Source organism: Pedobacter insulae, assembly GCF_900113525.1.
Classification (GTDB): domain Bacteria; phylum Bacteroidota; class Bacteroidia; order Sphingobacteriales; family Sphingobacteriaceae; genus Pedobacter; species Pedobacter insulae.
In genome coordinates this window covers 419,193-438,651 of sequence record NZ_FOPP01000002.1, presented here as the reverse complement: position 1 = coordinate 438,651, position 19,459 = coordinate 419,193, and the positions used below count along the sequence as shown (strand labels likewise).

Below are 19,459 nucleotides of genomic sequence, written 5' to 3'. Positions count from 1 at the left end.
TTAGTTAATTATTGTAAAAATGCTGCAGCTGTCCATAATAAGGGTGCCTGACCATGCAAATCACCAGTTAAGCGTTTACGATCCAAATAATATTGGAAATCATTTTTCTTATTTGTCCCTTCACAAACGTCACTCACATCAGCATTGCTATCAATTTTGGATACCAAAGCCAGCCATGCTTTCCTAACGGCTGGAGCATACTCTTTTTGCGCTAGCCAACCTTTTTTTACACCAGTTACCAGGGCATACGTAAACATAGCTGTACCCGAACTCTCTTCCCAAGATGCCGGTACATCTACCAATTGACGCCACATCCCAGATTCGGCTTGGTATTTCAGCAAAGAGCGCATCATGATTTGATATCCATCCATAATCCTTGGTCTATTTGGATGAGTTACCGGAAGAGAAGTTAGAATTTCGGCCATCCCCGCTGCCATCCAACCGTTGCCCCTCCCCCAAAAGAAAGGCACATCTGGTGCATGGTAAAAAAGTCCATTTGGTTTTTGTAGTGAATCAAGGTAAACAACCATTTCCCTGGCGGCACGATCAAGATAAACCCGATTACCTGTTGCACGAAAAGCTTGCGCTTGCAAAGCATTGATCATAAACATATCGTCAATCCACATTCTAGTTTGCCAAGTAAGGCCTTTACTATAAAAAATATGTGATTCTGGTACTACCCTCTTCCCTTCAGGTGGCCCCCATTGCTTGTCTGCAATATTTTGTCCCATTACCAAGTACTTTTGCACTTTAGTTTGCCTGTAAAGCTCTAAGGGTACAGCACCAAAAACCCCGTAATCTACATGGTCAGGGATTGGAATAAGCGATGCTTCTTCTCCAAAAAATGGCTCAAAGCGCTTAACCAACTGTGTTAACAGTCTAGTATCCTTGCTTTCCTTGGCAAATTTTAAGGCACCATACCATGCGCAAGATTCTGGATAGGTAATCACCTTTGGTGGTGTAGGGCGACCAAAATTAGTGTGTGGTGTAGCCACAAAACGATCTGCAACTCGTTTTCCAATTTCTGCAGGTGATGTACCTGAAGGCCAATTTTTAAATTCTTTAACCGATTGTTTGGGCTGAGCGATGACTGTTGCGCTACTAAGTAGCACAATCAGTAAACATATATTTGTTTTCATTTCTGGGGGTTAGCTGATTTAGATTATAGGTTGAAACAGACTGCTAATAGCTATTTAGTACACTTTAAAGTTTCTTACTGACGACGGGAACACTATTTCGATAAATGAAATCGGCAATTAAAGTTGGTTGTTCAATCGGAAAGTGGTGGCCCTCCAAACTCTGTTTCCCTTTGGTCATTGGGATAATGGTGGCCGGACCGCCTTTTAGCACATAATTTTGAACCAATAAGAGCGTATTTTCTGCAATGGGAACAATCTTGTCATCGAGCCCAATTATGTGTAAAATTGGTACTTTTAAAGCTGCGAGGTTATCCAGATTATCTTTCGGTTGGTCGGTATATCGAAGCGCTTCCTCTTCCGTTAACCCATACAGGTCCAATAGCTTCTTCCAATCTGCATCTGATCCTTTGCTCAATCCTTTTCCACCCGGCCAGCTATTAAAATCGCAAACAGGAGCTTCTGCATAAATACAACTCACTTTAGCCGGATGTCGCTTTGCCCAACCATAAACATATAAACCACCACGACTTACACCTTCCAAGGCTACTTTTGTAGCAAGGCCGTTTTTCGCTACAAGGTATTCGTAAAATTGATCCCAAATCATTAATGCTTTTGCGTGTCCAAACAAATCATTAGCATTGATATAAGCCACATGAAAACCTCTTTCCAACAAGATGCTATCTGGCTGTGTATGCCAGTCAGGAAAATATGCTTTCCAAACCCAAGGTTTCCCAGGTAAAGGTTTCTCAGGTGCTATCATCCACGCTACGTGACCATTGAACTTAAATTCCTTTTTTTCAAAACGATGCCATTTCACTGTTTTCTCATTGCTGATGGAAGGCTGTGCCATTACCTGAAAGCTTAACCAACAAAACAATAGTGATACAAAAAAACATCTTAGCTCTTTCATTTGACTATATTTTTTCCGGTTAAACGTAAAGTCAATTGCGCTTCAAATAATGATTTTGGCAAAATTGCCTTGCCCTGAGCTTGGTTTAGGCCAACATGCTCAAAAGTCACTTTACGGTCGGATTGAAAACCAACGATAATGGGTTGGGCAATTGTGTAATTCCGGCGCTTACTAAGATCCCAAAAATTGTAATACTGTTCTTTTGCAGATTGATGCTGAAAATTCCATAATACCAAATGTTTTCCATGATGCGGATGTCCAGGTTCTGGCCCACCGAGATTATAGAAAACACCACCTTGAATATCGTCATATAAAGTTGCAAAAGGCTGTCCAGAATGAATATCTATATTTTGATCTGTCCCTAAGGTACATTGTGTAATTACTGTACCAACAGCACTGTAACCTGTACCCGCGCCATGATGTTGTGCATTGTTAAAATTACAATGCTTAATCAGTACACCATAACCAGTACGCGCATGAACCGAGGCATGCCCCTTTTTTCCCTTAAAGTTTACGTTCAAGATACTTACTTGATACCCTGCGCGGACAAATAAGCCTTCATTCCAATCACGAAATTCGCAGTTTCTTACCCAGCTATTTTTAACATATTCCATCCCAACTGCCTCCCATGCATAATCGTGAATTGCATTTTTATGATGTATAAAATCCTCATCGTAATTTTTCCAATTGCTCGTAAATAAAATATCCTCTATGCCACATTCTTCTATAAAACTATACGACGTCAATTCAAATGCAGCGTTTTTTACAATCCTTAAATCAAAATGTAAGGGATTTTTAAATTTCACGTTGTTTCCGTCAATTTTTTCAATGGTATGAATTTCGTTAATCAGCATACCACCATTTGCACCAAATAATCTCGACCATTCCTGTTTTAAGGATAAGGGTGCAAAATAAATCTTTGTAAATTCTTCACTGCGATGGCGAATCACCACATCTTGTCCAACTTTTAATGCTGCAACATCAGCCACTTCAACCCAAAAGCTCTCACGATCTGCATCCTTGGTAATAGTCGTTAATTTTTTAACGTTGGTATTGGCAGGCTTAAATAAAATTTGCCGACCATTAACACGCATTTTATCTTGGTAAATTTCAGTTCCTCCTGCACCGCTCCCACTTCCTTTTAGTATAATATTACTTTTAGAAATAAGAATTTGCTTAGTACTGTCACCATCAGCAGCAATCAAATATTTTCCAGGCGGGAAAAATACTATTCCACCATCATCGCCTTTCTCAGCAGCACTTATGGTCTTTTGAATAGCATCGTCATCATAACCCTCATCATTTGGCTTCGCTCCATAATCAACTACGTTAAATATCTTTTTACCTGACGATGCAGGGATTTTCTTTTCAGAAAAATGATAGCCTGCATAAGAAAAATCTGGTAGCAAGGGGGGGGTCCCAGCTTGCTTAGCACTCACAAAATCTATCCAAGATTGAGCTACCTTTTGTGCAGACAAAGTAGTTACAAATGCTAGCAATAGTAAGATTACGATAATTTTTTTCATAAGAATTAACTATATACTTGTGGTGTACTTTAATCTATTGCTCCTGTTTTCATTTTGGCGGCTGGCTTAAGGTTCTTTCCAATTACCGCACCTTCAACTTCTAATTTAATAACGGTAGCAACTTGGTCTACAGCTCTTAATGGAACCTGAACGGTTACTACATCATTATCTGAACTTGCTTTCAATTTTGCACTCGTAGATAATAATGTTGCTCCTAATATTTTGTTTGGAAGGCCACTTACTTTTAATTTTCCATCTTTTGGCCACTCGAACACAGAAAGGTATAAAACAGTATTTGTTTTGACATTTTTCTTAGTAATTCGCCCCCAAGGCACGGCTGGCAAAGGATTAGCTGAAGTTGCGTATATAGCCTCATGGTTTACTTTCATCCAAGCCCCAACATCTTTTAATCTGTCAATGCTCTCTTTCGGAAAAGACCCGTCTGGTTTGGGCCCTACATTAAGCAAGTAATTACCCCCTTTTGAAGCAATATCTATCAAATTTTGTATTAATATAGCTGAAGATTTCCATTTTTGATCAGATTTCCGATACCCCCAAGTGCCGTTCATCGTCATACATGTTTCCCAAAACTGTCCATCCAATTCGCTCAGATCAGGTATTTTCTGTTCCGGAGTTTTGGTATCTCCTAAAAAATTTGGACGTTTTAATCTATCATTGGTAATAATTTTCGGTTGCAGTTTCAATACTTCCTGAAGCTTTAAAGCAGCCTCATCTGTCATATTAGTTGGCGTATCCCACCATAACACAGCAATCTCACCATAATTAGTCATCAGTTCTTTCAGTTGTGGTACGGCTACATCATTAATATATTGATCAAATGTTTTTGTCTCTTGGACGGGATCCCATTTACCTTTGCGCGCAGCAGTATAAGCATCTACGCCTGTACTATCAGGGTTAGGCCACCCTTCACGCATTACTTTACGCGCCACCGCACCCCCAGCATTACCCCAATCTTGTGCTTGTGAGTAATAAAACCCCAATTTGATACCATATTTCTTACAGGCTTCCGCTAAAGGTTTTAATAAATCCTTGCCATAGGGCGTTGCATCTGTAATATCCCAATCGCTTGCTTTTGAATTAAACAAGGCAAACCCATCGTGGTGTTTTGCAGTAATCACTATGTATTTCATACCAGCATCCTTCGCAGTTTTCACCCAAGCATCAGCATCATACTTAACAGGATTAAATTGTCTCGCAATGTCTTTATACTCTGCAACTGGCACCTTCATCCGGTTCATAATCCATTCAGCACCTCCTCTTGCTTGTTCATGTCCTTTGTATTGACCAGCCATTTGCGCATATATACCAAAATGGATAAACATTCCAAATCGTGCTTCACTCCACCATTTCATTCGTTCTTCTTTTGGAATTGCTTGTTGTGCACTTACGCAAGTTGCTGCAAATACCCATAAAAGCAATAAGCTACCTAATTTTTTTCCCATGATTTATTGAATTTTAATTTCTTACAATTATTTTTTTATGGTTAACAAGCCACCTAAGCTTAACCGCGCAGGGCCAATATCTACACATTTCAACAAAGCCTTATGCAGTTCATCTAAAGCATTTGAACCCACATTAACGGATTGGAAAAAGTTATAGGATCCCTTAAAGCCACCTAAAGCAACACTGCCAGCAACAGGGAAATAGGTATTCAAATCTACTACTTCCAACTTAGCGTCCTCTTGCAGAAACCCCGTTGGTAGCGCAAGTGTTTGTCCACCCCCCATACCAAATGCTAGATTCCCTTCATAAAAAAAGTTTTGTGGCTGATCTGTGTAGGCAATTGCTATTCCTCCTTTTGCCTGAATCAGGTTGTTCGCAATGGTACAATCGGCTGGAGGAACAGTCCTACCGTTTCCACCTTTCCCGGCCCCAATGTCAAACGCTTGGGCACAATTCACGATAGTATTACCTACAATTTTCACATTTTTTACTTGGAAATAACCACTTGGCTCAGAGTGGGGCACACCATCTAAAATAGCAATTGCACAGGTTTGCCCCGTTGTAGCAATACCTTGAAGATAATTGTTATAGACCAAATGGTTCTCTCCGATAATGCGAATACCTCCAGCATCTTTTACATCATTCCCCACAAAATAATTTCCATAAACTTCAGTACCATTACCATGACGGAGCGACAAAGTGCCTCTGCTTTCAAAAAAGAAGTTATTGCGAATTACATTCTTGCTCATCTTATTAGAGATAATCTCCGTTTCACCATTGCAATGCTCAAAGATATTTTGTTCTATCAGTACCAAAGCCTCGCTGAGATAGTATTCTGAAGTACCAACACGGATTGTTTCGCCGCCATTATTACCCAAATCAGGCCTAGCGCCAAAATAGTTATGATCTATCCGGTGGCTTATAGCTGTGCTTGCACCCCATAACACCACCGTTGGACCTTGATGGGCTTTCCCCTTCAGATAGCAGTGATCCATTCTATTGTTCTTTCCATTCATAGACACCCATCTATAATCGATAGTTTGATTAGCTGGACTGTAATCAACAATGGAGGTATTTGTAAGTCTGCAATTTCGGGAAGCTGAACTAAAATCGACCACATTTAACTTTGAAACACCCAAATTTCCATTATTAAAATTAAGGCCGTCTACCACGAGCCACTGTCCATCAATTGCTAAAGAAGATGCTCCTTTAAGGTTAACTTCTCCAGCTTTTTCAGCGATCAAAACAATAGCAGCTTGGGCAGTACCATTGCCTTTAAAAATTAAACGCTGGTTGTTCCAATCTCCTGATTTCATCATCACCGTATCGCCAGCATTTAGAGTAAGAGCCGCGAGTTCAGCGGCGGAAGAAATCATCTTACAGGAAGTACAGCTAGGTTTAGGTTTTACCACGATAGGTGGATCTATTACCTTAACACTCTTCTCACAACCGGATAATAAACTCACGCTTGCAAGTACAATCAAGAAATATTTGATGCTCTTCATTGCCTACTTATTTGATATTGTTATTTTATTGGTGTTCATCCAGTTAGGACCAACATTTTTAGACTGTAAGATCGACAATTGTCCTTCGCTTAAGCTTGCCCCGACATCTTTTTGGTGGATAAAATCAAAGTTTCCAGTAAATGCGCCTTTTACAACACTTGTGGGCTCCGGTTGCCAAATTCCTTCATGCTTTTTAAGTTTAGCATCAACAAGTTTAAATCCTGCAGGAAGTGTGGTGATAGTACCTTTATCATCCACCATGTTTCCATTGAAAGTAACATCAGCGGCCTGATCAACCATGGTAACGGCTGTCGAAGTATTCCCAATCAAATTATTCGCAATCAGTACTCTTTGTGGTGGTAAAATCCTTTCGGTATTTTTTCCTGCACCTACAGAAAAAGCTTCTTTGCAATCAACAATTGTATTCGCAACAACCGTTGCATTTTTAACTTGCCAATGACTTACTAAAATGGGATTTGGCAGGCCATCCATTACCGAAACCGCAGCCCTCAATCCTGTTCCTGCTAGCCCCTGTAAATAGTTATTGTAAACATTGTGGTGTTCACCTATAATCCTAATACCACCGGTATCTTTGATACCATTTCCAATAAAGATATTTCCAAAAACAGCATTGTAATTCCCATGTCTTAAGGTTAAAGTGCCTACACTTTCATAAAATAAGTTGTTGGAGACAGTATTGCGGCAAGACTTTACAGAAATGATTTCCGTTTCTCCGTTACATTGGGCGAAAATATTTGCATTTACTGTTGTAAAAGAATCATACATCGACCAGGTACTGGTTCCGATACGAATACTTTCACCGCCATTTCCATTAATATCGGGTCTTGGCCCAAAATAGTTGTGATCTATTTGGTGGTAATTGGCAATAGCTGATAGCCATACTACAAGTGTCGGTCCGATATTAGTTTTCCCTTCAAAATAGCAGTGGTCAACGCGATGGCGATTACCATAAAGTGAAACATAGGTATACTCTTTGGCTTTATCGTTAGGATTAAAATTTACCACGCTAGAATTGGTCAAACGACAATTGGAGGAGTTTTCTGCAAACAATATAACGTCTTCCCCGCTCGTCGCACCTTCCTTAAAATTCAAACCATCTACAACTAACCAGGTTCCCGCTATTTTAAGGGATGAGTTACCTTTAAAATTTACCAGTAGTGCGTTTTCAGCTTTCAGTATAATGGGTTTCTGACTGGTACCATTTCCTTTAAAAAGCAAATTTTGATCTTCCCAATCGCCGTTTCTTAGAATTACTTGATCACCAGGTAGCAGTTTTAACGCAATCAGTTCGGAAGCTGAGCCTATTTTATATTCTTTTGTAAATCCAGAAAGGGTACAAGCTAATAGCAAGCTTGTGAAGTAGATTTTTAGGTTCATTGTATTGCGTTTTTAAATTCTTTATCTCTTTTTATTTGTTATGGGCGTCATTGCCAGGTACGAAGCTATTTTTATATCTTAATAAAGCTTCTAAATAATAATAATCGGCATAACTCAAGGGAACATCAATTTCTGAATTACCTGGTTTCGATCCAGTGCTATGCAATAAGATAAAACCAAAGGCAGATCCAACTGGAGCAATATATTTCGTAGCTAATGATTGGAGAATTTGTCCTGCTTTTTTATGGTAGGTTTTTCCTTCATTACTGTACTGTGCCAATTCATAAAGTGCAGAAGATATCACTGCAGCCGCTGATGCATCTCTCGGCTCATTAGGAATTCCAGGTGCATTAAAATCATAATAGGGTACCATATCTTTCGGTAAATTTGGATGGTTAAGGATAAACTTAGCCACGTTTTCTGCTTGCTTGAGATAAACCGGATCTTTTGTGTAACGATAAGCCATTGTATAACCATACAGCGCCCAAGCTTGTCCACGTGCCCAGGCAGATTCATGACTATAGCCTTGATGTGTATTCTTTTTTAAAACTACCCCAGTATTTGGATCATAGTCTATTACATGGTAAGAACTATAATCTGCACGGAAGTGATTTTTGATGGTGGTATTGGCATGACTTACGGCAATTTTATATAAAGAAGAATCACCAGTAAGCTTAGTGGTTTCAAATAAAAGCTCAAGGTTCATCATGTTATCAATAATAACCGGATTTACCCACTTGTCTCTACTATGATCCCAAGATAAAATCACCCCTGTTTTTGGGTTGAAACGTGTAGCTAATGTTTTTGCCGCTGTAATTAATATATCACGGTAATGCGAATCATTGGTCAAACGATAACCGTTTCCAATGCTACAATAAACTTTGAAGCCCATATCATGGGTTACTCCATTGTTTTTTTCAGCCTCAATAGCTGCCGAATACTCCCTTGCTTCTGGCAGCCATCCTTTATCTTGGCTAAATTCATATAGGTACCACAACACTCCAGGAAAAAAGCCACTGGTCCAATCTTTAGAGGCAACTAGCTTCAGCTTACCATTCTCTATTGTTCTTGGTGAAACGAGTTCTGGCTTGGCAGTGGTTTTATTCTTCTCAATTTCTTCCAAAAGAATCTTTGTTTGCTTAATAGCATGATCAAAAGCCTGATTCACCCTTACTTGTTGAGCAACACAACTCGTATGTAAAATGGTTAACAGTGTGGCAATATATATCGGTGTTTTGAGTTTCATTATTTCTTTCTGTATGCTAAAAATTGAAGGATAGTGTGCATGTAATATTAATTTAGCCAGATAAACGGATGGCGAATAGGTAAGTTCCTAATCACCTCTTCTACAGCTGGTTGGTGTTCTAGTTTTTTCCAAGTGACAAGCCACTCATTATTTTGGTAAGCATGAGCACCCATTACTAAAAAAGGTTGTGCGACCGGCCAATTCTCCCAGTGCATTACATCCTTTTTAAAAGGCCATTTATCTTTGTCAGCCACAAAAGGATAGAGGAATTCAATCCCTTTTTTAATCGATCTGCCGTCTTCCGTTTGGTAAGTCCATAAATTGTTCCCATCTACAGATAATATTTGGCAAATCATGGTCATTGCATCAAGGTTAAAAATTGAGTAACCGTAAGGCTTAGTACGAGCTAATTCCAATGGAAAACTTCCGTCCTTTGCCATTTGATCTGGCAAAAGCACATTTTTAAAGCGCTCTCGGCAAAAATCAAGCATTTTTTGATCTCCTGTCAAAGTAGCAAATGAGGCCACTTGCATCACCCAACAAGTACCATGGTTATTTTTAGCATTTAGTTCATCCTTACCATATTGATGGGTAGTAAGCCAGGTCAGATAGTCAGTGAACCACTGCTTAATAAGCTTTAAATCAGCAGGCTCAATAGCTTTTTCCATAACCAATATACCTTGCGCCACTTCCATCAATTGGATGGTGTCAATAATACCTATACCGCGTCCTGTAAATCTCCCTTGTATAGCTTGAGCAAATAAGAGGTTAGGATTCATCAGGGTGGCGGGATCACTGAACCAAGCTTTTAAATGAAGCAAGGCCGCAGACACGTATTTTGCCTCACCGGTTAGCTTGTATGCTGAAGCAAGTGCGCCAACAATTCGGCTAAATCTAATCATCGCCAAGCGGTGCGCTACAAAAATCTCGGGATTGGTAAGACCGTCCTTTTGGATATATGGCCCAGAGGGGTTCTGCGGATCAGGCCACCAATAATCGCCCTCAGAAAAAAAATCATGCTTATCTCCTGCACTTCTGCTCGAACTTTGCGCAGTAACCGTAATAGGTTGCTGCTTAATAGCCCATGCAGCTTCACTAAGAATTTGGCGACGTAATGTTCTTGCAACATCATCTCGATACGATTGCCCCAGAGCTTTATTGGAAGCATTAATTACAAGGAAAAATAAAATAAAAGTAAACCAGCGTCTCATCATTATTTAGTCATTAAAGTCCATGTAATTTTACCAATTGTATTTGGCTTATTTTTCTCCGGCGCTGAAATTGTTCCTTTTATTCCAGTTGCCGTGCGTTGAACCTTAATTTCACGCCAACTATACTGACCCTTCTCATAATTAAATGTCTCCCCATCATCATCATATAACCGATAGGTACCCATCTTTTCGCCGTAATAGCGAAACTCAAGGTCAGCCTTTTCACCAACTTTTGGGGCATGAAGCATAGGTGGCATCATTGGTATAATACCTCCATCTTTCACGTACACTGGAATTTTGTCCAAACCCGGGTTGACAATTAAGACCTCCCCATCACCTACAAATGCACCATTATAAAAATCATACCATCGGCCTTTAGGCAGCACCACTTTTCTTGTCAACTGTCCAGCAAACATAGGTGCTACTAAAAGATATTCTCCTGCCATATATTGATCCTTTATTTCTTTTGAAATTGCTTCCGCATAAGGGTTTTCTTCGAGGTTAATGGTGCCACTCATTTCTTTTTTCGGTTCCTGATTAAATCCAGCCTCTAAATTCATGGCTCTAAATGGAGGCGTACCTTCAAAATGGTATTTTGCAAATTCGGTATACCAGTATGGCATCATCTGCATCCGTAACAGCGCAAATGTTTTTACTTGCTTTTCTACTTCTGGATAACTCCAAGGCTTGGTACCACTAGACCATGCGTTAATCATAGCCATAGGCGAGAAAACGTTCGACTGAAATCGTCTTAACCATTCTTCGCCAGTTTTTGAAGCACGCACTTCGGGTGTCCACAATACACCTGCAAAGCCACTATTAATTAAAGCCGTAATAAAGTCTTCGTGATTATAGTAATCATTATATAATACATATGGGAAAGAGGTACCACCCCCATTGGACGCCCTTACTAAACCAAAAGTTCTTTGATTACGTTTTTTGAATAAATCTGCGCTATACCTTTGCATCAACAGCCCATAAGTTTGCCGCATTTGCTCAGCGCTCAATCCAGATGGAAAGGTGGCTACATCAGGCCAAAGGTAATGGTCATAGCCATCTACCTCATCTATTTTATAACCACTTATGCCTATTGCAACCTGATCTTGTTGAAGCTGAGAAAAAAATATTCCCCTTGCCTTTGCCAATGTTAAATCGGGTATTGCACCTAACCAAACAGTATGGGAGCTCGTAAGCGGGAGAATTTCTTTGTAAAACGGAGCATCAGGAGACACATATGGATTGAGCCACAAATTAAGTCTAATTCCTTTATTTAACATGTCGCTTACAAACCTTTGAGGGTTTGGAAAACGGTTATTGTCCCAGGTAAAAGTTCCAGGGTAGGCTTTGCTCTGCCATCCAGGTTCTAAGCCGACAAAATCAAGTGGGTAACCCTTTTCGGCAAATGTAGCTACTTCCTTCTCCACATCGGCCACTGTAGAACGGGTCATTACACGCTGCGTAAACCCAAGTCCCCATCTGGGAGGCAAATAACCACCCCCATTAAATAGGTTATACCTCTTAATAGCATCTAATGGCTTCGGACCAGCAAATACATAGATTTCTACACCAGCGGCTGGCACAAGAATTTCTACAGCATCAGCATACGGTCTTGAAGACCAAGTTTTATCCGTATTTCTATCTTTGGGCACAGGAAAATTTTCGCTATCTTTTCTCACACCCGTTCCCGCCCATACTTTAATGTACCTGGCACTGTTAATAAACACCCCATAACCGTTCGAAGAAATATAGAATGGAGTTGGCGCATGTGTCCGTCCATTATCTTTTCCGCCATAATGGTCTACATGGAGTTCAAGTATTTTACCGCGCTGATGAACCGTTTGAAAATTTAAACCAAAACCATAAAGTTGTTCGCCTTTCAACAGCGGGATACGTAGCTGAGTTTTACCATCATTTAAACTTGCGGCAATCAGTTGTTGTGGTAAAGGAAATTCAGCTTTTCCGAGTTTAGCTAAGCCATCCAAATTTGGGATAGCTCCAGCAGCTTTTAAAAGGTCGTAGGTTTCAGGTGTTCCCACTAAACCCTTCCATACACCAGGAGCAACTTCATACCAGCTGATGTTTTGAGAGTGAGCGCTCAAAAATGGGAAAAGCAATAGCATAATACACACTAGTATTCGAACAACCTTCATGATTTACTATATTTGGTTAGTAGTAGGAGTTAATCCTAATCTATGCAAATAAGGGATAAATACCGGGGTTTTATTCTGTCTTTTTACCTCATCATTCAGCAATATTTGCATCAACCATGTCAACTGAATTGGCATTTATTTATTGAATTTAAGCTACCCCTATTTTATGGGAACAATGGTATAAGATTTCCCTTTCTGTGTTTTGAAATTAATGGTATAACCGCTACTTGCTTTAACTTCTAGAAGCTTCGCTTTCGTTTTATTTTGATAAGTCACCACATCAAAGCTTGGCATAGGTGGGTTGGTAATGTACGGCACCTCTATCACCCTTACCGGAATAGGTGTTCTCAATCGGCAATTACCCCCAATCACGGCCGTAATAGTTGCTTTGGTTAATTTCCCATTTCCCCAGTCAATGGCTACTTCAAAATTGCCCCTTGCTTTAATTCCTTTGATTGAGCCGTTTGGCCAAGCATCGGGTAAAGCTGGTAACAGGCTAATTTCACCTTCATGGCTTTGCAATAGCATTTCTGTCATGCCAGCAGTCCCCCCAAAATTGCCATCAATTTGAAATGGAGGGTGTGCATCAAATAGATTCGGATAAGTACCCCCTCCACTCATTTGCGCACGGCTCTGAGTAGGGTCAATATAGTTGAAGGCTGTATTCAATATTTCATAAGCATGATTACCATCCTTCATTCTTGCCCACCAGTTTATTTTCCAGGCCATAGACCATCCTGTGCTAATATCACCTCGGTGAATAAGCGTTTGTTTGGCTGCGGCAGCTAATTCAGGTGTCTTGTGCACCGAAATCTGATTCCCAGGAAAAAGACCAAACAAATGTGAAATATGTCGATGGATGTCTTTGGGATCATCCCAATCATTATACCATTCTTGCAATTGTCCATATTGACCTATGTGGTAAGGATAGAGTTTACTTTTAGCAACTTGCAATTTTACACGGAAATCTGCATCAATATTTAGCACCTTTGATGCACTAATACAATCGGTAAATAGCTCTCTAATAATGGCCATGTCCATCGTACTAGCCATGCTCAACTGATATTCCCTCCCTTTAATTTTGACAGTATTTTCTGGAGAGGTAGATGGATTGGTGACTAAGTATCCTGTTTTAGAATCTATGATAAGCCATTTCAATAAAAATTGTGCAGCTCCTTTCATTAAGGGATAGCCATCTCTTACCAAAAATCCTTTGTCGCCAGTAAATAAATAATGTTCCCATAGGTGTGTACTAAGCCATCCACCGGCCATCGGCCATGCCGACCATCTAGGTAAACCTTTAGGATCCCAATCGTATCCCCCGGGAGGAGAGGTTTTAGCCCATAAGTCGGAATTGTGATGGGCGGTCCAACCCTCTTTAATATTGTAGTTTACCTTCGCAGTTTTTGCACCATTCACTGCCAGCTCTTTCATAAAATCAAACAAAGGCTGGTGGCACTCAGAAAGGTTAGTGTTTTCTGCCAGCCAATAATTCATTTCCGTATTAATATTGGTAGTGTAGTTGCTACCCCATGGCGGAATAACCTTATCATTCCAAATTCCTTGCAAATTGGTAGGTCTAGATCCTGGTCGCGAACTGGCAATCATCAGATAGCGACCAAATTGATAATAAAGGACTTGTAGCTGACGATCATTCTTATTTTCTTTAAACTTAAATAGGCGTTCGTTTGTTGGCTGTCTCAAAAACTCATTATTGCCTTTTAAATTAAAAGCGACACGATTAAATAGTTTTTGATAATCGCCAATGTGTGCCGCTTTAATTTCAGTATATGACTTTACAAGCGCATTTTGCAACTTGCTTTTGGCCTCAACAGCCGGATCTTTCCCTTCAAATCCTGGAGATTTATCAAAACCATTGAAACTCGTGGCTTCTGAAAGATATAACGTAACCGAATTTGCATTTTCCACCTTTAATTGCTCTCCACTGGCTTTTACGCTTCCACCATCTAGTTTCACCTTTACATGAATTTCAAAATTCATTCCCTCTCCTTTTGGGTCTTCATCATATACGATCTGAAAAGGTTCATAGTCACGATTTGCAACGTGTTTAGGTGCTTTCCCTTTTAATAGCAGATAATCATCTGCGGTTGCTGTACTTTTGTAACGTAGCTGACTAGAGAGACCTACATTGAAATTAAGCGCACCTTTTTGATCGGCCGTTAAATGCACAACCATCATCTTTTCAGGAAAACTAATCAATGTTTCGCGTGTATAAATAATCGCTCCAATTTTATAGCGTACTGTTGAAACAGCATTATGAAGATTTAAATCACGATAGTAAGTTGCTGCTATCGAATCTTTAAGATCATAATTAATCAGCAAATCTCCCAGTGGTAAATATCTAGCAGAGTACGGTCCTTGCATTTTGCGCCAAAGTGTTGTCGCCTTGGTATAATCACCTTCAAATATTGCTTTCCGCACCTGCGGAAGTATAGCCGGACCGTCTGGGTTATTCCCTGAAATTGGGTAGCCAGACCATAAGGTATTATCATTGAGCTGATATCTTTCTGTTTTAATTCCACCGAACACCATCGCCCCTGTTTTGCCATTCCCCAATGGCAAAGCCTCTTCCCAAACGCTAGCGGGACGGTTATACCAAAGTTTTAAATCATCGTTTTCTTGTGCACTCGCTTGAAGTGCGGTTAAAAATAAAAATAGCAGGAGTAAACGGTTCATGGTAGAGATAAAATGTAATTAATATGAGATTGCCTTGCGAAAAACTCGTGAAGACAAGCAGAATTCAAAAATCCTATTGATTGGCTAATGCCCGATCTAAATGTACATAACCACCGTCTACATAAATTAACTGACCTGTGGTGTGGCTTGACTTTTCGCTCAGTAAAAAAGCGGTCATATTTCCGATCTCTTCTGCGGTAGTCATTCTATTTTCGAATGGAATTTTACGCGTAATTTCTTTTAACATCGCATCAGGGTTATTCAAGGTGGTAATCCACTTAGCATATTGCGGCGTCCAACACTCTGCTACCACAACGGCATTTACCCGAATGCCATATTTTAAAAGTTCTACCGCCCACTCTCTTGTCAACGCATTCCTACCACCGTTTGCTGCTGCGTAAGCTGAGGTATTACCTTGACCAGTATCGGCAGTTTTTGAGGTAATATTAACAATAGCACCCTTACTTTTTTTCAGTTCCGGGAGTGCATAATGAACCATTAAATAGTAGTGCACCAAATTGCTATGAAGGCTTTGCATAAACCGTTCATAATTCCCATGTTCCAGTCCAACGCCATCATTTAAACCTGCATTATTTACAATACCATCTATTCTTCCATATTTGGAAATGACACTTTTTACAGCTATCTCAACAGCTGCAGGTTCACTTAGTTCTGCTTGAATAGCGAATGCATCAACCCCATAAGCGCAGAGTTGCGTTATTGCAATTTCGTTATCTTGTTTATTCCTACCAATGACAACTGGAATAGCACCTTCCCCCGCCAATACTTTGGCAATTCCTAGTCCAATACCTTTTGCCCCACCTGTTATTATAATTACTTTATCTTTTAATACTAAATTCATGTTCGTTGTTTTAAATCAAAAACCTTACTACAAGCTTACTCCTCTTTTCCAAGGAATAAAATCATCTTGTTCTAATTGTACCGCCTTAGGAATTTCTTCTCCACTAGCTACCGCAATAATGTAGTTTAAAATCCTTTCACCAGCCTCCTCGATGGTCTCTTTTCCTATAATAATGGTGCCACAATCAATATCAATGATATCTGGCATTCTTTGTGCTAAGGCTGAATTTGTTGCTATTTTAATCACCGGTGTAATTGGATTACCTGTTGGGGTTCCTAAACCAGTGGTAAATAACACAATACTGGCACCTGCAGCAACTTCTGCCGTGGTACTTTCTACGTCACTTCCAGGTGTACAAAGTAAGTTTAGACCGGAACTGGTTACTTTTTCTGGGTAATCTAGTACTGCAACAATTGGTGAATTGCCCCCTTTCTTGGCAGCACCAGCAGATTTTATTGCGTCAGTAATTAAGCCATCTCTAATATTACCTGGTGATGGGTTAGCATGAAAACCAGAACCATCTTGTAGAGCCTTCGCATTATAAGTGGTCATTAGATCCATAAACCGTTGCGCAACATCTTCATCGATACATCTATCGCTCAGTTCTTGCTCAACACCACACAGTTCCGGAAATTCAGCTAAAATTACAGAGCCGCCAAGTGATACTAAAAGATCAGAAACGTAGCCAAGCGCTGGATTTGCAGAAATCCCAGAAAAACCATCAGAGCCCCCACACTCCATTCCTATACAGAGTTTATGAAGTGGCGCGGGTGTACGATGTTGTTCATTAGCCTTAATCAGTCCCGCAAAGGTCTGCTTTAACGCATCTTTGAGCATTTGCTGCTCGGTACCAGAAACTTGTTGCTCCAGCACCACTAATGGTTTATCGAATTTTGCATCCCTTTTAAAAATCTCATTCATAAGAATGCTAGTTTGAGCATGTTGGCAGCCCAAGGAAAGGACTGTTGCACCCGCCACATTTGGATGTGTTATATAGCCCGCTAACAAACCGCATAATGCCTCAGAATCTAGTCGAATTCCGCCACAGCCTAAATCATGGGTTAAAAATTTAATTCCATCTACATTAGCGAATACTCTATCCGTGACTTTCGTCGAACTGTTTTGTTCAAACTCTGTTTCCAAAATATCACTCACAGATAGACCAGTTTTGTACAAGCCAATTAATTGATCTACTTCGGGTGCCCAACCCTTTGCTTTTTTATAACCTAATTTTTCAACTAATGCATCCTTTAATACTCCTACATTTCTATTCTCACAAAAAACCATAGGAATAACTAACCAATAGTTAGCAGTACCTACACTACCATCAGCACGCGCAAATCCATTAAAAGATAAAGCTTCAAACTTAGAAATATCGGGTTTTTGCCAGGTGAGTTTTCTTTCGCCCATACTAAAAGGAGCAGTTGCATGATGAATGTTTGCTGTAGTAAGAGCCGATCCAGCTGGAATAGCTTTAGTAGCTTCCCCTACTAACACTCCGTACATATAAAGCTCATCTCCTTCCTTTAAATCAGTAGTACTAAATTTGTGCTTACACTGAACGTGGTCTTTTAAGTATGTAATTTCATTCTGAAAATCTACTGCAAAACCTTTTTCAAGATCTTTCAGTGCCACTAATATGTTATCTTTTGGATGAATTTGCAGATAACTTACTTCCGTTTCGATCGTAAACATATTATAACTCAAATATTTTTTTCATTAAAACCCATTTTTCATCAGGTGCCGAGCCTGGTATTTTTTGCTGATAATTCCACATCAGCTCTTCCCATTCCTGAACCCTGTCATTGTTCTTGTCCATTGCTGATTTTTTATCGAAAGAAAAATCAGCATCTGCTGTGATAGTCATAAAAAGTCTTGTACCAAGTCTATAAATCTCCATTTCCCGAATCCCTGAATCCAAGATACTTTTTAAAACCTCAGGCCAAACATTCTTGTGAAATCTCTCATATTCCCCAATTAATTCAGGGTCGTCTTTAAGCGCTAGCGTTAATGCAAATTTTTTCATCTTTAAAATGGTTTCACTTTATAGGTTTTTACCGAATAATATAAAATAACCACAAAGCAACATAATGGAACAACATATGCCTTTTGAATACTTTCTGTCGCATCAGAGATTAAGCCCATTACTACAGGCGCCAATGCCCCGCCAATAATAGACATTACAATAAACGATGCAGCTATCTTGGTTTCCTCTCCAAGATCTTTAATACCTAGTGCAAAAATAGTAGGAAACATAATCGACATGAAAAATGGTACAGCTACTACGCAATATAAGGAAAGTTCTCCACTGGTGAACATTGCCAAAACCAATAATAATATATTAATTACAGCATAAAGTGCCAATAACTTTGGAGCTTTGATATAACGCATCATGAAGGTACCCATAAATCTGCCAGCCATAAAACCAACCATGGCAACAGATCCCCAAATTAATGCTGCATCTTTCTCATTAACATCATTTACAAATTTAGCATACCTGATGAAGAAACTACCAATACCTACTTGCGCACCAACGTAAAAAAATTGTGCAATAATTGCCCAACGAGTATGGGAATGTCTTAAAACTTTAGCCGAAAACTTTGTTGGACCATGAATATGGTCATCCTCACCTTTAATTTCTGGAATTTTGATAAACGCAAAAAGAATAATCAAAAGAATTACAACTACTGCTATAATTAGATATGGTACTTTAATTGAGTCTGCCTCGGTTTGCAAGTAGGCATTTAACTGACTTGCACTCATATTGTCTAGGGTATCTTTGCTGTATTCAATTCCTGAAAGAATAAACTGACCACCTAAAATCGGAGCTAAAAATGATCCCACCCCATTAAATGACTGTGCAAAATTTAAACGCTGTTCTGAGTTTTCTTTTGGCCCCAATACCGCGATGTACGGATTAGCTACGGTTTCTAAAAAGGTAGCTCCACTGGCAATGACAAAAAATGCACACAAGAAAAATAGGTAACTTCTTTCGGTAGCCGCCGCAATTACGAGCAATGCCCCCATTGCATAAAGGCAAAGTCCAAATATGATACCCTTTTTGTAACCATACTTATGCATGAACAACCCAGCTGGTAAAGCCACTAGGAAATAAGCTAAATATACAAAAAGGTCAATTAAGGAAGATTCTGTGTCTGTTAACCTACAGGCTTTTTTTAAATGCGGAATTAAAATTGGATTAATATTATGCAGCAATGCCCAAAGGAAAAATAAAGAGGTAACAAGGATAAATGCAAACAAGTATTTGTTTTTCGACATATAAATTTGGTTCTAGGTTTGCCCAAATTTTATGTTATAGGAATTGTCTATGCTTATTTAGCAAAAGGCGAT

Annotated in this window: 14 protein-coding genes; all 14 read right to left on the bottom strand. The window is 39.6% G+C overall.

The annotated features are described in order from the left end of the window. Window positions 1–8: 8 nt before the first annotated feature. Window positions 9–1,139 carry a glycoside hydrolase family 88/105 protein gene (locus BM207_RS04845; RefSeq protein WP_090992431.1) on the bottom strand — a complete coding sequence of 377 codons (1,131 nt, stop codon included), beginning with the start codon at window positions 1,137–1,139 and terminating at the stop codon, window positions 9–11. 64 nt (window positions 1,140–1,203) lie between these two features. Next, a complete protein-coding gene (locus BM207_RS04840) occupies window positions 1,204–2,049 on the bottom strand; it encodes an alpha/beta hydrolase family protein (RefSeq protein ID WP_090992430.1) in 846 nt (281 codons plus the stop codon). Further along, complete coding sequence (locus tag BM207_RS04835; protein ID WP_090992429.1) at window positions 2,046–3,575, bottom strand: DUF4955 domain-containing protein; 1,530 nt, start codon at window positions 3,573–3,575, stop codon at window positions 2,046–2,048. Before BM207_RS04835 ends, BM207_RS04840 begins: the two co-directional genes overlap by 4 nt. A gap of 29 nt (window positions 3,576–3,604) precedes the next feature. Next, window positions 3,605–5,038, bottom strand: a complete 1,434-nt coding sequence (locus BM207_RS04830; RefSeq protein WP_090992428.1) for an alpha-L-fucosidase — start codon at window positions 5,036–5,038, stop codon at window positions 3,605–3,607. 27 nt (window positions 5,039–5,065) lie between these two features. Beyond that, on the bottom strand, window positions 5,066–6,544 hold the full coding sequence (locus BM207_RS04825; protein ID WP_090992427.1) for a polysaccharide lyase 6 family protein: 1,479 nt from the start codon (window positions 6,542–6,544) through the stop codon (window positions 5,066–5,068). 3 nt (window positions 6,545–6,547) lie between these two features. Beyond that, on the bottom strand, window positions 6,548–7,942 hold the full coding sequence (locus BM207_RS04820) for a polysaccharide lyase 6 family protein (RefSeq protein ID WP_090992426.1): 1,395 nt from the start codon (window positions 7,940–7,942) through the stop codon (window positions 6,548–6,550). Between the two features lie 31 nt (window positions 7,943–7,973). After that, the gene (locus BM207_RS04815) at window positions 7,974–9,188 is read right to left on the bottom strand and encodes a glycoside hydrolase family 88 protein (protein WP_090992425.1); all 1,215 of its coding nucleotides are present in this window, start codon (window positions 9,186–9,188) and stop codon (window positions 7,974–7,976) included. 47 nt (window positions 9,189–9,235) lie between these two features. Then, window positions 9,236–10,402: an alginate lyase family protein gene (locus BM207_RS04810; RefSeq protein ID WP_317040274.1), complete on the bottom strand. Its 1,167-nt coding sequence runs from the start codon at window positions 10,400–10,402 to the stop codon at window positions 9,236–9,238. Beyond that, entirely contained in the window at window positions 10,402–12,549 is a 2,148-nt protein-coding gene (locus BM207_RS04805; RefSeq protein ID WP_090992424.1) for a glycoside hydrolase family 31 protein, read from the bottom strand. The genes BM207_RS04810 and BM207_RS04805 overlap by 1 nt, the downstream gene beginning before the upstream one ends. A 159-nt stretch (window positions 12,550–12,708) precedes the next feature. Further along, window positions 12,709–15,246 (bottom strand): glycoside hydrolase family 95 protein, encoded by a 2,538-nt coding sequence (locus BM207_RS04800; RefSeq protein ID WP_090992423.1) that lies wholly within the window; start codon window positions 15,244–15,246, stop codon window positions 12,709–12,711. Window positions 15,247–15,319: 73 nt separating this feature from the next. After that, complete coding sequence (locus BM207_RS04795; RefSeq protein ID WP_090992422.1) at window positions 15,320–16,108, bottom strand: SDR family oxidoreductase; 789 nt, start codon at window positions 16,106–16,108, stop codon at window positions 15,320–15,322. A 27-nt stretch (window positions 16,109–16,135) separates the two neighbouring features. After that, on the bottom strand, window positions 16,136–17,803 hold the full coding sequence (locus tag BM207_RS04790) for a UxaA family hydrolase (protein WP_177217053.1): 1,668 nt from the start codon (window positions 17,801–17,803) through the stop codon (window positions 16,136–16,138). Window position 17,804: 1 nt separating this feature from the next. After that, entirely contained in the window at window positions 17,805–18,134 is a 330-nt protein-coding gene (locus tag BM207_RS04785; RefSeq protein WP_090992421.1) for an L-rhamnose mutarotase, read from the bottom strand. A 2-nt stretch (window positions 18,135–18,136) separates the two neighbouring features. After that, complete coding sequence (fucP, locus tag BM207_RS04780; protein ID WP_090992420.1) at window positions 18,137–19,387, bottom strand: L-fucose:H+ symporter permease; 1,251 nt, start codon at window positions 19,385–19,387, stop codon at window positions 18,137–18,139. Between the last annotated feature and the right edge of the window lie 72 nt (window positions 19,388–19,459).